Annotated in this window: 18 protein-coding genes; 5 read left to right on the top strand and 13 right to left on the bottom strand. The window is 28.3% G+C overall.

Going from position 1 to position 13,781, the window contains the following annotated elements:
- The coding region (locus ACY2RW_RS12170) for a YwbE family protein (RefSeq protein ID WP_490122999.1) at positions 1–282 on the top strand (282 nt) is incomplete at its 5' end.
- Positions 283–284: 2 nt separating this feature from the next.
- Here the strand turns inward: ACY2RW_RS12170 and ACY2RW_RS12175 are convergent.
- The 5 genes from ACY2RW_RS12175 to mtaB are packed head-to-tail and all read right to left on the bottom strand — an operon-like array spanning position 285 to position 3,996.
- The gene (locus tag ACY2RW_RS12175) at positions 285–1,187 is read right to left on the bottom strand and encodes a lytic transglycosylase domain-containing protein (protein WP_490123000.1); all 903 of its coding nucleotides are present in this window, start codon (positions 1,185–1,187) and stop codon (positions 285–287) included.
- A 42-nt stretch (positions 1,188–1,229) separates the two neighbouring features.
- Positions 1,230–1,889, bottom strand: a complete 660-nt coding sequence (locus tag ACY2RW_RS12180) for an alpha/beta hydrolase family protein (RefSeq protein ID WP_490123001.1) — start codon at positions 1,887–1,889, stop codon at positions 1,230–1,232.
- A complete protein-coding gene (locus ACY2RW_RS12185) occupies positions 1,889–2,494 on the bottom strand; it encodes a DUF6438 domain-containing protein (RefSeq protein ID WP_490123115.1) in 606 nt (201 codons plus the stop codon). The genes ACY2RW_RS12180 and ACY2RW_RS12185 overlap by 1 nt, the downstream gene beginning before the upstream one ends.
- Positions 2,485–2,649, bottom strand: coding sequence for a hypothetical protein (locus tag ACY2RW_RS12190; RefSeq protein ID WP_490123002.1), 165 nt, complete (start codon positions 2,647–2,649; stop codon positions 2,485–2,487). Before ACY2RW_RS12190 ends, ACY2RW_RS12185 begins: the two co-directional genes overlap by 10 nt.
- Positions 2,650–2,661: 12 nt before the next feature.
- Positions 2,662–3,996, bottom strand: coding sequence for a tRNA (N(6)-L-threonylcarbamoyladenosine(37)-C(2))-methylthiotransferase MtaB (gene mtaB, locus ACY2RW_RS12195; protein WP_490123003.1), 1,335 nt, complete (start codon positions 3,994–3,996; stop codon positions 2,662–2,664).
- A gap of 39 nt (positions 3,997–4,035) precedes the next feature.
- On the opposite strand from mtaB, the gene ACY2RW_RS12200 reads away from it, so the two are divergent.
- On the top strand, positions 4,036–4,533 hold the full coding sequence (locus ACY2RW_RS12200) for a GNAT family N-acetyltransferase (protein ID WP_490123004.1): 498 nt from the start codon (positions 4,036–4,038) through the stop codon (positions 4,531–4,533).
- Positions 4,530–4,847 carry an antibiotic biosynthesis monooxygenase family protein gene (locus ACY2RW_RS12205; RefSeq protein ID WP_490123005.1) on the top strand — a complete coding sequence of 106 codons (318 nt, stop codon included), beginning with the start codon at positions 4,530–4,532 and terminating at the stop codon, positions 4,845–4,847. Before ACY2RW_RS12200 ends, ACY2RW_RS12205 begins: the two co-directional genes overlap by 4 nt.
- A gap of 1 nt (position 4,848) precedes the next feature.
- On the opposite strand, the gene ACY2RW_RS12210 is transcribed toward ACY2RW_RS12205, so the two are convergent.
- From ACY2RW_RS12210 to ACY2RW_RS12245, 8 genes are all read right to left on the bottom strand, one after another.
- Entirely contained in the window at positions 4,849–5,991 is a 1,143-nt protein-coding gene (locus ACY2RW_RS12210) for a geranylgeranyl reductase family protein (RefSeq protein WP_490123006.1), read from the bottom strand.
- Positions 5,992–6,016: 25 nt separating this feature from the next.
- Positions 6,017–7,033 carry an endonuclease/exonuclease/phosphatase family protein gene (locus ACY2RW_RS12215; RefSeq protein ID WP_490123007.1) on the bottom strand — a complete coding sequence of 339 codons (1,017 nt, stop codon included), beginning with the start codon at positions 7,031–7,033 and terminating at the stop codon, positions 6,017–6,019.
- 1 nt (position 7,034) lies between these two features.
- Positions 7,035–7,901: a rhomboid family intramembrane serine protease gene (locus tag ACY2RW_RS12220; protein WP_490123008.1), complete on the bottom strand. Its 867-nt coding sequence runs from the start codon at positions 7,899–7,901 to the stop codon at positions 7,035–7,037.
- On the bottom strand, positions 7,901–8,647 hold the full coding sequence (locus ACY2RW_RS12225) for a rhomboid family intramembrane serine protease (protein ID WP_490123009.1): 747 nt from the start codon (positions 8,645–8,647) through the stop codon (positions 7,901–7,903). Before ACY2RW_RS12225 ends, ACY2RW_RS12220 begins: the two co-directional genes overlap by 1 nt.
- A gap of 2 nt (positions 8,648–8,649) precedes the next feature.
- Entirely contained in the window at positions 8,650–10,464 is a 1,815-nt protein-coding gene (gene mutL / locus ACY2RW_RS12230; RefSeq protein ID WP_490123010.1) for a DNA mismatch repair endonuclease MutL, read from the bottom strand.
- Complete coding sequence (locus tag ACY2RW_RS12235) at positions 10,464–10,739, bottom strand: riboflavin synthase subunit beta (RefSeq protein ID WP_490123011.1); 276 nt, start codon at positions 10,737–10,739, stop codon at positions 10,464–10,466. Before ACY2RW_RS12235 ends, mutL begins: the two co-directional genes overlap by 1 nt.
- A gap of 144 nt (positions 10,740–10,883) precedes the next feature.
- Positions 10,884–11,390 (bottom strand): 6,7-dimethyl-8-ribityllumazine synthase, encoded by a 507-nt coding sequence (ribH, locus tag ACY2RW_RS12240; RefSeq protein ID WP_490123012.1) that lies wholly within the window; start codon positions 11,388–11,390, stop codon positions 10,884–10,886.
- A 71-nt stretch (positions 11,391–11,461) separates the two neighbouring features.
- The gene (locus tag ACY2RW_RS12245) at positions 11,462–12,232 is read right to left on the bottom strand and encodes a tetratricopeptide repeat protein (RefSeq protein WP_490123013.1); all 771 of its coding nucleotides are present in this window, start codon (positions 12,230–12,232) and stop codon (positions 11,462–11,464) included.
- Positions 12,233–12,346: 114 nt separating this feature from the next.
- Here ACY2RW_RS12245 and recF point away from each other — a divergent pair, with 114 nt between their 5' ends.
- Complete coding sequence (recF, locus tag ACY2RW_RS12250; RefSeq protein ID WP_490123014.1) at positions 12,347–13,426, top strand: DNA replication/repair protein RecF; 1,080 nt, start codon at positions 12,347–12,349, stop codon at positions 13,424–13,426.
- 53 nt (positions 13,427–13,479) lie between these two features.
- The gene (locus tag ACY2RW_RS12255; RefSeq protein WP_490123015.1) at positions 13,480–13,776 is read left to right on the top strand and encodes a DciA family protein; all 297 of its coding nucleotides are present in this window, start codon (positions 13,480–13,482) and stop codon (positions 13,774–13,776) included.
- Positions 13,777–13,781: the final 5 nt, after the last annotated feature.

The following is a 13,781-nucleotide window of genomic DNA, read 5'->3' on the forward strand; positions in this document are numbered from 1 at the left end:
TGTCCTGTTCAAATTAACTTTGGGAATATAACAAATCTTGATGTAAAAATTACCAACCATTTTTTGCCACATTACCATAAAATTATGATTGACGGAAGAAAAAGAAATAATATTAAAGTAGATTTATTTGTAGAAATTGTACAAAAACCACATCAAAGAACTGGAGAATTAACAACAGGAGAAGTCTCAAAAATACTTACAAAATCTCCCAATCATCCTTATGGAATAAAAGTCCAATTAAAATCTGGTTTGGTAGGTAGAGTTAAAAATATAATTGAATAGTGCTACTTTAAAGGAATTTTAATTTCGTACAACTTTCTGCTTTTATTGTTTAGTTTGTTTTCTCTTAACCAAGCATTATGTATTTTTAACTCCTTGTAAGTAATCCCATATTTTTTTGCAAAAGCTGCAATATTGCTAATTACAGTATCTACTTTTACAATTTTTGTTTTTGGGAGTGTGTATAAATCGTCTTTATCATAAACAAAACCATATTTTTTTGGGTTAGAAATAACTTCTTTTAAAGCAATTATTCTAAATATATATCTTTCTGTTTCGTCTGGTAAAAGTGCATCATAATAATTATTTACTTGTTGTGTTTCCAGTCTTTTAGAAACACCATAATTACCAGCATTGTAGGCAGCAGCAGCTAAGGTCCAAGAACCTAAACGTTCTTTAGATTTTTTTAAATATTCTGCAGCGACTTTTGTAGATTTTTCTATATTATATCTTTCGTCTACATTTTTATTTATTTCTAAACCATATTCTTTTCCAGTGGTTTTCATAAAATGCCACATTCCTGCAGCACCAGCAGAAGATGTTTCATCTATAAAAGCACTTTCTGCCAGTGCTAAAAACTTAAAATCATCTGGTAAACCATATTTTTTTAGTAATGGTTCTAAAATGGGAAAATATTTATTTGCTCTTTTAATTAGAAGTAAACCATTAGATTGCCAATACGTATTTACAAGCAGCTCTCTGTCCATTCTTTCTCTAATATCTGGTTTTTCTAAAGGCACTCTTTCTCCTGCTAAGTTTAAGTTTTTTGGGAGTTTTATTGCTTTTATTTTATAAGTTTCATGAGTACTTATTTCTGGATCAGATGTATTTTTATCTATAGCATTTATAAATATTAAGGTGATAAATATAACAGATAAAATAGATAGAAAGCGTAAAGATTTATTCATAGTAACGATTTTATACCATAAAAATAGGAAATCGTTAGTGGTTTAACAAGTTAAAACGTCATCAATTATTTTAGATATTTTTTTTGCCTTATTTAAAATCATTACATGTGTACCACCTTCAATTTTTATTGGGTCTTTTATGTTTTTTATAGGAAATACATTGTCTTTTGTACCATGTATATGAACAATATCTTTTAAAGGGTTTATTTGTTCCCATTTTAGAATATTAAATATTGACCATTTTATGTATTTCTCACTTCTTACAGATAAGTATTTTTTATAAAGTGCAGCTCTTTTTTTTAAAGATTTTCCTAAAAAATATTGAGCATATTCTTCAAAATTGGCAACTACTTTTGTGGGGAAAAGTTTATAAATTTTAGTAAACTTTGCCATTTTAAACCTCTTAGGTAATTCTTTTTGGTTTTTAACACTAGAAATAATAATTACTTTTTTAGGATTTACAAATTTCGCCATTTCTTGTACCATTATTCCACCAAAAGAAACACCTATTAAAACTGGGTTTTCTTTTTTAATTTCATCACTTAACCTACATGCATAGTTGTCTATATCTTCTTCTAAGGCAAGAGGCTTTATCCATCTTAAATAATGCAGCTCATATTTATCTTCGTCAAGCTTTAAGTTTTCGAAAATTTCTGGACCAGCTGCTAAACCAGGTACAAAGTAAATAGGGGTTTTTGTCATTATTCAATAATTTTATTGTCTATTAATACATTTTCTATGGCTTCGTAAGCAAAAGCCAATTCTTCTGGGACATTTTTCCAGAGTTTAATTTCAATTAGCTTATCATTATAAGTTATAAATGTGCTTGGATAATCCATTAAAGATTTATCTACATAACTATCAAGATATGTACCAAAAGAAGTTTTATTAAACATTTCTTTAATCTTTTTTAACTGACTTTCAGAAATCATAAATTTTTGCTTTCCAGAGACTAAAACATTTTTAATACCATTAAAAAGTACTGTACCATCTTTGTATAAAGTAATGTCGTATACTGGGCAATCTCCAGAACAATTTGTTTTGCTTATAGAAACAAATGTGTTTTCTGCGTTTTTTTTAATTTCTGTAACAATCTTATCATCTTTAATAGAAATAGAAGAAAAAATGTTTGCAGTTTTTAATCGCTCAATCCAAAAATCTTTTTTATTTGTAGGTACTTTTATTTCTGCTACTTTTAATGTGTTTTTATTTATAATTAAATTACTCCAAATCAGACCGCTATTTTCTATTAAAGACTTGGCATCTTCTTTATTTCTCGGGTTTTTTAAAGTAACTATTAATGTAATGAAGCTTCTTTTTTTAAAGGAATTTTATCTACTGTTTTAATACTTTCTTTTGTTAGCGTTTCTTCCTTATTTTTAGAGTCTTTTTGTTTTATATTTTTTTTTGGTTGACTGCAACTCAATGCCAAAAAAACAATAAGTAATGAAAAGTATTTCATAATGTTTTAATTTTAGATAACAATTTTATCTTTCACAAAATCAAATCTAACCAAACCATCTTCATCAATTTCTGTGAGTTTAATTTTGTGCAAAGTATTTACTAATTCTGGATTCCAAGGGGTTTTAACTTTTACATAATTTTCTGTAAATCCGTTTATATATCCTTCCTTATTTTCGTTTTCGAATAATACAGTAAGTGTATTTCCTAATTGACTTTCATAAAAAGAGCGCCTTTTTTTAGCAGACAAACCTCTTAGCATTTTGCTGCGTTTTGCACGTACTTTTTTAGGAACAATTCCCTCCATTTCTGCAGCTTCTGTGTTTGGTCTTTCAGAATACGTAAAAACATGTAAATAGGAAATATCTAGCTCATTTAAATAATTGTAAGTTTCTAAAAATAGCTCATCAGTTTCTCCAGGAAAACCTACAATAACATCTACACCAATACAAGCATTGGGCATTGTTTCTTTTATTTTAGAAACTCTATCTGTATAGGTTTTACGTAAATATCTACGTTTCATTTTCTTAAGTAGTGCATCACTTCCAGATTGGAGTGGAATATGAAAATGAGGGACAAAAGAATTTGATTTTGATACAAAATGTATGGTTTCATCTTTTAATAAATTGGGTTCTATAGAAGATATTCTTAAACGATGTATTCCATCAACTTTATCCAGTTCTTTAACCAATTCTAAAAAAGTATGTTCGTGCTTTTTGTTACCAAATTCACCTTTTCCATAATCACCAATATTAACACCTGTTAAAACAATTTCTTTAATGCCTTTGGATGATATTTCTTTGGCGTTTTCCAAAACATTCTCTAAAGTGTCACTTCTAGAAATTCCACGTGCTAAAGGAATTGTACAATAAGTGCATTTATAATCGCAACCATCTTGTACCTTTAAAAAAGCACGAGTTCTATCTCCTATAGAATAAGAACCTACATAAAAATCGGCATCAGAAATTTCACAAGAGTGTACTTCACCAACATTGTTCTTGGTCAAATCGTTAATATAACTAGTTACATTAAACTTTTCTGTAGCTCCTAAAACTAAATCAACTCCATCTACAGCAGCTAATTCTTCTGGTTTTAATTGCGCATAGCAACCAACTGCTATTAAAAAAGCATCATCATTCTTTTTTAACGCATTCTTTACGATTGTTTTAAATCGTTTGTCTGCATTATCTGTAACAGAACAGGTATTAATAACGTATACATCTGCTTTTTGTTCAAAGTTTACACGTTTAAAACCTTCATTCACAAAATTTCGAGCAATTGTAGAAGTTTCTGAGAAGTTTAATTTACATCCTAAAGTGTAAAAAGCAACTTTTTTTTCTGCATTCATTCACGTACATTTAAGAATTACAAATTTACAATATTATTGATGATTTTTGATACAGAAAGACTAATAGTTAGAAAGCTAATTTTAGACGATTTAGAAGCTTTTCATAAATTAGAAAGTAACCCAATGGTTTTAAGGTATGCAACAGGAAATCCAAAGAGTTACATAGAAAATAAGGAAGAAATTAAAACCCTAATTTCAAAATATGCCAAACCGAATAATAATTTTTGGATTTATGCAATAGTAACAAAAGCAAATTCTACATTTGTAGGAACTGTTGCAATTGTAAAAGATGGTATTGATGACGAAATTGGATATCGATTTTTAGAAAAATACTGGGGTTTGGGATATGGTTCAGAAATTTGTAAAGGACTAATTTCTTATTGTAGAGAAATAGGAATAAAAAAAGTGATAGCTTACGTAGTTGACGTTAATATTGCATCAAAAAAGATTTTAGAAAAGTTAAATTTTGAAAAAGTTGAAAATTTTATTAGTGATGATATTCAATTACCAGAAACCAAATACAAATTAGAGTTATGATTGTAACAAGTTTAAAAACACCATATTATGCTGTCATTTTTTCAACTATAGTTTCTGATAATTTGGAAGGTTATTCTAAAACCGCAGAAGAAATGGAACAATTAGCAAAACTTCAAAAAGGATTTTTAGGAATAGAGTCTGCAAGAAGCGACATTGGTATTACAGTTTCTTATTGGCAAACTTTAGATGATATTGTTGCTTGGAAAAACAATTTAGAGCATACCAAAGCTCGAAATTTAGGTAGAGAAAAATGGTATAAACAATACCAACTCAGAATTTGTAAAGTAGAACGCGAGTATGGTTTTGAATTGTAATTTATTTAGTTACTAACCCTTTAATTTTTTCACCCAATTTCTTTTTAATATTTATTGGATAAGAACGTTTGCCATGAAAAACATCAGCCATAGCTTCACTAAAACTTTGACCGTATTTTTTTAAAACTAAATTTCTAACTTTTGCTTGTTCGTAAAACCATTTAGATAACCAAATTCCAGTTTTTAATTCTGGTAACAATTTTTTATTAATCTTTTGCAAGTACAATTCTTTTGCTTGCATATAAGCACCATTACTTTCTGCAATAGCTTCAGCAGCTAAAAGACCACTGTAAATTGCATTAGAAATTCCTTCTGCAGTAATAGGATCTGCAAATCCTGCAGCATCACCAATTAAAAAAGTTCTATTCTGAACAAAACCATCTGTACGTGGTGCAATAGGAATTTGAAATCCGTGTTGAGATTCTTTTAAAATTGTAGTAATATTTAGAGTTTTTAAATATTTTTGATAATACTCTTTTAAATTTATTTTAGATCTTTTGGTAGATGCTACACCAACAGATAAATGGTTTTTCTTTGGAAAATTCCAAGCATAGCCAAAAGGAATGGCATCCATATCAAAACGTACTACATCTTTTAACCGATTAAAATCTTCTTCTGGCACTTCTATTTCATATTCTAAAGCAGGAATTAATTTTCTGGTATCTTCTTTCCATCCAGCCATTTTAGCTGTGGGGCTCAAAGCACCATCTGCAGCAATCACAAAATTTGCAGTAATTTCAGTTTTAGAAGTAGTTAATTTTACCACATCATTATTAAAAGTAAGCTCTTTTAATTTGTTATCTTCTAATAAAGTTACACCTAATTCTTTGGCTTTTTCTACAATTAAATTATCAAAAGCATCACGCATAATCATAGTAATTGTTGGCTCTTCTCTAACTGTTTTAAAATGCAAAGAATCTCCTAAAAAAACATCTACTGTATAAAATTCTCTTTCTACAACACTAGCTATATCAAAAGGCAAATCTTTACGTCCTCTAAAAACAAAACCACCACCACAAGTTTTGTAACGTGGTAAAGTTTCTTTTTCTATAATTACAGTTTTTAAACCTTTTTTTGCTGAATGAAAAGCAGCAGAAGATCCAGAAGGACCACTACCAATAATTGCTACATCAAAATGTTTCATAGTTGTTTATTTTTTGCGAATATAATTAATCTAACCAGTTAATTTTTGCAGAAATTGGAAAATGATCAGAATATTTTTTAGAAATAGTTTTGTATTGGTTTATTGTTGCAGATTCATCTGTAAGGATAAAATCTATTCTCATAGGAAACCAATAATTAAAGGTTTTAGAAAACCCTTGCCCAGCTTCTAAAAATGCATCTTTTTTATTTTTTGATATTTGTTTGTATACCCAAGAATAGGCAGTATTGTTAAAATCGCCACAGATAATTTTTTTTCCTGTCCATTTTTTTTCATGGGCTACAAAAAACTCAGTTTGTTCAGCTTGCATTTTAAAACGCTCTTTAAGTGTTTTTATTAATTTTTCTGAACTTTCTTTACCAAAATTTTCTTTTTCGGGTGATAAGCTTAAAGATTGTAAATGCAAATTGTAAACTCTAATTGTATCTTTTTTACGGACTACATCAACAAAAATAATTTCGTTAGACGTATTGTCAAATTCTAAAAATCCACGATTTACTATAGGAAATTTAGAGTAAATTGCTATCCCAAATCGACCTCTTTCATATTTTTTCTTGAGATATTTATAAGGAAAGTCTAAAGTATATTTTGGCAATGTCATGTTTTCTTGAACTGCTAAAATATCTGGATCATTATCTTTTACAAAAGAAGTTATTTTTTCATCTATGTTTTCTTCTTTAGTCCATTTCCAGTGATTAAACATTCTCACATTATAACTCATTACCTTAATATCATCATTTAAAGGAGTATTTTTTTTAGAAATTTTATAAAAAGAAGTAGAGAAAAAGCTACCAATAACCAGTACAAGTGCAGATATTAAGAAATGCTTTTTTAATTTAATTAACCAATAAACAAGAAATAGCGAGTTTAAAATTAATAAAAAGGGTACAAAAAGACTTAAAATAGCAAAAAGAGGAAATTTTTTTGGAGAAATATAGGGTAGTAGGTAAGATAGCAATAATAAAAATGCAGCTAAGGAGTTTATAAAATAAATTATTTTATCAAAAAAAGCTTTTTTTTTCATACTACTTTTTTCCTTGTTTAAATAAAAACTCTTTTTCTTCTTTAGTTAAGGTGTCATAACCAGATTTACTTATCTTATCTAAAATATGGTCTATTTGCTTTTGGTTTAATGACGTATTTGTATTTGTTTTTGTTTTTGTTTTTGTGTTTGTTTTTGGTGATTTATAGACAGTTTTTAGAGGTTTCTTTTTAGAAGTAAATAAGGACATTATTTTATCCCAAATTTTTATTTCTTTATTACTGGCTTGGTTTACATATAAAAAACCGAAAAGAGCACCACCTAAATGTGCAAAATGCCCACCAGCATTAGCACCAATTAAACCTAATATGTCTAAACCTACCCAAATTGCTGCTAAATGCCATAGTTTTATAAAACCTATAAAACGTATTTTAAATTGATAATTAGGTATGTAAGTGGTTATTCCAATAAAAATAGCAGATATTCCTGCAGAAGCACCCACTAATGGAGGGGAGCCTCCTTCAAACAAAGGAAAATAGTTATGGCTTAAAATGAATAAAAATCCGCCTAAAATAGTTCCAAAGATATAAAAGTTTAGCAACTGTTTTTGTGTAAAATATTCGATAAATAAATTACCAGTAAAATACAAAGCAATCAAATTAAATAGGATATGCAAAAAATCTGCATGCAAAAAACCATAAGTAACAATAGACCAAGGTTTGCTTAATAGAGAAGAGAAACTATATTCTAAAGCAAACCACTGTCCAATAAAATCTACTTGATTTTTATACAATCCAAAAATAACAGATAATAAAAGAGAAAGTACAAAAACACCAATATTTATAAAGATTAGTTTTTCTACAATATTTCCTGTTTTATAGCGCTGTTTTATATCGTTTACAAAACTCATTAATTGTATCTTTTAAATTGATTTTTTTTCCAATACCAAGCAATTAAAGCTCCCACTATTGCACCACCAAGATGAGCAAAATGAGCTATGTTTACTCCAAAAATAGATGACCATCCAAAAATACCAGATAAAGTTTCATAAGCTAACAATACAGGAATAAAATATTTTGCAGCAATTGGAACTGGTAAAAAAATTAATGCCATTTTTGCATTGGGGAAATTTATACCAAAAGCAGCTACAAGTCCCATTATACAACCAGATGCACCAACTCCAAATTTATTAAAAACGCTAAATAAATTATTAAAGTCTCCTTTGTTTAAAATGCTTTCCCAACCTACAACATATTTACCTTCATTTAAAGTTGATAAAATATCAGATTTGTTATATCCATTAATAACTAATTGGTCAATAATAGAATTAAATTGATAGAAATCAATAATCCAAGGTAATATTACAGCTCCTAAACCTGCTGAAAAATAGAAAAAAAGAAACTTTTTTCTCCCCCACATTTGTTCTAAAGGTGTTCCAAACATCCATAAACCAAACATATTCATAATAATATGAAGAATGAATGTTTGAGAATGCATAAACATATGCGTAAAAATTTGCCAAATTTTAAAATTATCGTTTTCAGGAAACCATAAGGCAAGACTATCATATAAATTATTACCAAGAAATTTTACTGCAATAAAAAAAATAATATTTATTATTATTAAATGCTTTATTGTTTCTGTAAGTCTATTCATTTTTAACTATTAAATAAATTATCTATTTCGTTTAACGTTAATGTTTTAAAAGTAGATTTGCCAAAAGGAGATACAGAAGGTTCTTTACAAGAAAATAAATTATTAACCAACTCTTCTTGCTCTCTTTCAGATAATTGTGTGCCTGTTTTTATAGATAATGTTTTTGCAAACGATTTTGCCATAATATCAAAATGACTAAAACTTGCAACTGGCACTTCTAAATTAATATCATTTAACAATTCTTCTAAAATAATGGTAATTTTACTCTCTGTTACAGAAACAGGAATTCCTTTTATGGTAACACTATCTTTGGTAAATTCATCAAAAGAAAAACCAGCATTTTCTAATTCTGATTTTATGGTGTAAATCATTTCTATTTCTGCAGATGAAAAAGAAATTTTTACAGGAAATAATAATTGCTGACTGTTTGCCTCTTTTACTGTAATGCTCTCTAAAAAATCTTCGTATAAAATTCTTTGATGTGCTAAAGATTGATTGATTAAAACCACACCAGATTTTATAGAACTTAATAAATATTTACGCTGAATTTGAAACGTTTTCTGTATTTTGTTTTCTTGTTGATTGTCAAACAATTCCTCTTGTTGTTGTTCTGTTTCAACAGCCACAGTAGTGTATAAAGATTCCCAACTTTCTGTTTGTTTTTTTGGTATGTAAGATGAATTTGAAGTTCTTTTTTCATCTTCTTTAAAAGGATTAAAATTTGGATCTACAGAAATTTTAGGTACTTTAGTTGTACTAGTTTTTGTGTTAAAATGATAAGGTGTATCTAAATTTGCATCTCTATTAAAATCTAAAACAGGTGCTACATTGTACTGCCCTAAGCTATGTTTTACAGTGGCTCTTAGCATTGCATACAATGCTTTTTCATTATCAAACTTTATCTCCGTTTTTGTGGGATGAATGTTAATATCTATTGAATCTTTGGGTACTTTTAAATATAAAAAATAGGAGGGATGTGAACCCTGTTCTAACAAACCATCAAAAGCACTTGTAACTGCATGGTTTAAGTAAGAACTTTTTATAAATCGATCATTCACAAAAAAGAATTGTTCTCCTCTTTTTCTTTTTGAGTATTCTGGTTTTGCAACAAAACCTTGAATAGCAACAATATCTGTTTGTTCATCTATAGGTACTAATTTTTCATTCATTTTAGCACCAAAAACTGCTACAATTCGTTGTCTAAGATTTCCATTTTTAAGATGATAAACCTCGTTGTTATTATGATGTAATAGAAAAGCAATAGTTGGATGTGCTAAAGCAACTCTTTGAAATTCATCAACAATATGTCTAGTTTCTACAGTATCAGATTTTAAGAAATTTCTTCTTGCAGGAATGTTATAAAATAAATTTTTAACAGCTAAACTTGTACCTTTTCCTGTAGAAACAAAATCTTGAGATACAATTTTACTTCCTTCAATTTTAATACAAGTTCCTAATTCTTCGTTTGCTTGTTTTGTTTTTAACTCTACATGTGCAATTGCTGCAATAGAGGCTAAAGCCTCTCCACGAAAACCTTTGGTATTTAAATTAAATAAATCTTCTGCTTTTTGAATTTTTGAAGTTGCATGACGTTCAAAAGACATTCTTGCATCTGTTGTACTCATTCCTTTACCATCATCAATTACTTGAATTAGGGTTTTGCCAGCATCTTTTAATAACAGTTTTATATTTGTTGCACCAGCATCAATAGCATTTTCTAACAATTCTTTTACCACAGAAGCAGGACGTTGTACAACTTCTCCTGCTGCAATTTGATTTGCAACGTGATCTGGTAACAATTGAATTATATCAGACATTAATTTCTTTTAAAAATAGATAAATCGAAATCGATAATATATAAGAAAATAAAAACTAAAATTGCAATGATTATTAAAAGGGTTTTATTTACACTTTTATCAGGATTTTTTAAATCATCTATAGCATCACTAAACTTACCTTTAAAACCTTTGTTTTTTCCTGCTGTTTTTCTGAACTTATCTAATTTGTGCTCAATTTTATAAGGGTTTCCTTCTCCTTGATAGTATCGAGGTTTGTAGTCAAATTGTTTGTGTGTTCTTTTTAAAAATCCCATAATTAAAATTTAATTGGTTTATATTGATAAAGAAGAAATCAATGATTATACCAATTTTTTAAGCATTTCAAATTTAAAGAAATAAAAAGGATTTCTCAAATATTGATGTTAAAAGTATTCTTAATTTTTTAAAGTATAAAAATTTTAAAAGCCAATACTTTCAGAAGTTCTATCAATATTTTTTAAAGCCGCCATTTTAATTGCAGCTACTGCACACTCAATTCCTTTGTTGCCTAATTTACCTCCAGATCTGTCTAAAGATTGCTGTTTTGTATTGTCTGTTAATACACAAAAAATAACAGGAACGTCATATTTTATATTCAAATCTACAATACCTTGTGTAACTCCTTCACAAACAAAATCAAAATGTTTTGTTTCTCCTTGAATTACGTTTCCGATAGCTATAATAGCATCTAAAGATTCTGCTTGAATCATTTTTTTGCAACCATATACCAGCTCAAAACTTCCTGGAACATCCCAAGAAATAATGTTTTCTTTAGCTGCACCACAATCTATAAGAGTATCTATTGCTCCTTGATGCAGATTTTTTGTGATTTCTGGGTTCCATTCAGAAACAACAATCCCAAACCGAAAATTCTTCGCATTTGGGATTGTTGTTTTATCGTAATAAGATAAATTGGTTGTTGCCATGTTTTTTCAATCTTCAATTTTCAGTCTTCAGTAAGTTTTTGACTGCCCACTGCTACTGTTTTACTGCCAACTTATTTTTTAGCGTATTTTGCAGCAGCAATAAATTTTTCTATATCTCTACCTTGGTCAGATTTAGAATAGTTTTCTTTAATTTTAGTAAATAAACTTTCTGCTTTATCAAATTTTTTCAAATCTAAAGCAGTTTGTCCAGCTTTAAATAAAAATAAAGGAGTTGTAAAGTCGTTATCTTTTTTATTTGCTGCTTTTTCATAATATTCTAAAGCTTGGTCTGCTTGATTAATGTCTGCAAAAGCATCGCCAATAGCACCTAAAGAAACTGGTCCTAACATTTCATCATCAGAATCAAATTTCTCTAAATATTCGATGGCTTTTTCGTAATTTTTCATCTGTAAATAAGAAACACCAGCATAATAGTTTGCTAAGTTCCCAGCTTTAGTACCACTATAAGATTCAGCAATATCTTTAAACCCATATTTACCATCTGCACCTTCTAAACCTAAGGTTAACAAAGAATCGATTCCAGAACCAGCAGTTGCAGCTTCGTTAAAATACTTTCTTGGAAAAGCCAATTCGTTAGACGCTTCTAATTCATTTGGTTCAGAAATGTATTTATTATATCCTAAGACAGCTAAGAAAATAACTACAACAGCTATTAAAGCAGTAAATAAAGTCTTGCTGTTTTTTTCAATCCATTTTTCTGATTTTGAAGCAGTTTCATCTAAAGTATTAAAAACTTCTGCAGTTGTACTGTCAGACTGATCTGCAATATTTTCTTCTTTTTGATTCTTTGGTTTATATCCTCTCTTCTTGTATGTTGCCATATTTCCTTAAAAATTAGTGGCAGCAAAAATAGTTTTTTTAATTGGATTTTAAAAGCAGTTATTTCGCAAAATTTTCAATAATTTGCAAAAGATTTTTAAACCCTTTTTTTATTAATGCATTTACAAAAGATTTCTTTAGTTAATTTTAAGAATATAGAATCACAATCGTTTGATTTTCAGCAAAAAATAAATTGCTTTGTAGGCGATAATGGCGTAGGTAAAACCAATATATTAGATGCTATTTATTACCTATCTTTCGCAAAGAGTTATTTTAATTCTGTAGCAATACAGAATATTAAACATGGAGAATCTTTTTTTATGGTAGAAGGAGATTACCTTTTAAATGAAAGAAATGAGAAAATTGTTTGCAGTTTAAAAAAGGGACAAAAAAAAGTATTAAAAAGAAATGGTAAAAATTATGACAAGTTTTCTGAACATATTGGACAAATTCCTTTAGTTATCATTTCTCCAGCAGATAGAGATTTGGTTACAGAAGGGAGTGATACTAGAAGAAAGTTTATAGATGGTGTTATTTCTCAGCAAAACAAAAAATATTTACAAGATTTAATTGCTTACAACAAAGTACTTTCTCAAAGAAATGCATTATTAAAATATTTTGCAGCAAATAGAACTTTTGATGCTTTAAATTTAAGTGTTTATGATGAACAACTTGCAGAGTATGGGGCTAGAATTTATGCTGTAAGAAAATCTTTTTTAGAAGAATTTATACCCATTTTTAATTATAAATACCAAATTATTTCAGGTGATAAAGAGCGTGTTAATTTAAAGTACAAGAGTCAGTTACACGATTTTGAAATGAAAGATTTGTTGCAAAAATCTTTAGAAAAAGATAAGATTTTGCAGTATACAACTTCAGGGATTCATAAAGATGATTTGAGTTTTGAAATTGGTGATTATCCTATAAAAAAATTTGGTTCTCAAGGGCAACAAAAATCGTATTTAATAGCTTTAAAATTAGCACAGTTTCAATTTATTAAAGAGCAATCTAAAATGACTCCAATTTTGTTATTAGATGATATTTTTGATAAATTGGATGAAAATAGAGTGTCTCAAATTGTAGATTTGGTAAATAATGATGAATTTGGGCAAATATTTATTACAGACACACATTCTGAAAGAACAGAAAACATTATTAAACAAAGTAATTCTGACTATCAGATTTTTAGGTTATAGTTTTACATCTAGCAATCTAGATTCCCTAAAAAATCCAAAAATCTAAATTAAAAATGGCAAAAAGAGAAAACGATTCTTTTTCAATAGAAGACTTAATGAAAACCTTTATCAAAGAAAATAATTTGAGTAAAGGAATGCAAAAAATTAAGGTTGAAGAAACTTGGATGAAAATGATGGGACCAGGAGTTGCTGCACATACAACTTCTGTAAAGTTGCAAAATAAAACTTTAATTATTCAGCTATCTTCCTCAGTTTTAAGAGAAGAATTAAGTTATGGTAAAGACAAAATTATTAAAATGATAAATGAAGAATTGGGTGATGTGGTTGTTTCTAAATTGATGTTGGTGTAAGCAAC

The organism is Polaribacter sp. 2305UL8-11 (assembly GCF_058147165.1).